The organism is Pseudomonas sp. DE0010 (assembly GCF_007680745.1).
Taxonomy (GTDB): domain Bacteria; phylum Pseudomonadota; class Gammaproteobacteria; order Pseudomonadales; family Pseudomonadaceae; genus Aquipseudomonas; species Aquipseudomonas parafulva_B.
Map to the genome: position 1 here is coordinate 1 of NZ_VEJQ01000077.1, position 370 is coordinate 370.

Sequence of the window (370 nt, forward strand, 5' to 3'; positions counted from 1 at the left end):
GATCACTGGTATGCCGAAGGCGGTGGCAAGGCGCTCAGCGAGGCTGAGCACGAGCGGTTTCTGGCCACCCTTGGTGAGGTGCTGGCGCGCATGCACCGGCATCGCTGGCAGCACGGTTGCCTCTATCCCAAGCACATCTTCGTCGCCGAACGAGCCGGTCCCCAGGGCAAGGAATTCTCGGTGGCCCTGCTCGATCTGGAGAAATGTCGCCAGCGCCTCGGTATAGACACGGCCGCTCGTCGGGATATGCTGCAATTGCGCCGCCATTCGTCGTGGAATGCTGCGCAATGGCGAACTCTCCTCTACGTTTACCAACAGGCGTTGGGACGGAAGATCAGAGGGTTGGAGCCATGACTTCACAAATTACTCG

1 protein-coding gene is annotated in these 370 nt (G+C 60.5%); it reads left to right on the forward strand.

The features are described from left to right. The coding region (locus tag FS767_RS21710) for a lipopolysaccharide kinase InaA family protein (RefSeq protein ID WP_218571741.1) at window positions 1–354 on the forward strand (354 nt) is incomplete at its 5' end. Window positions 355–370 lie beyond the last annotated feature (16 nt).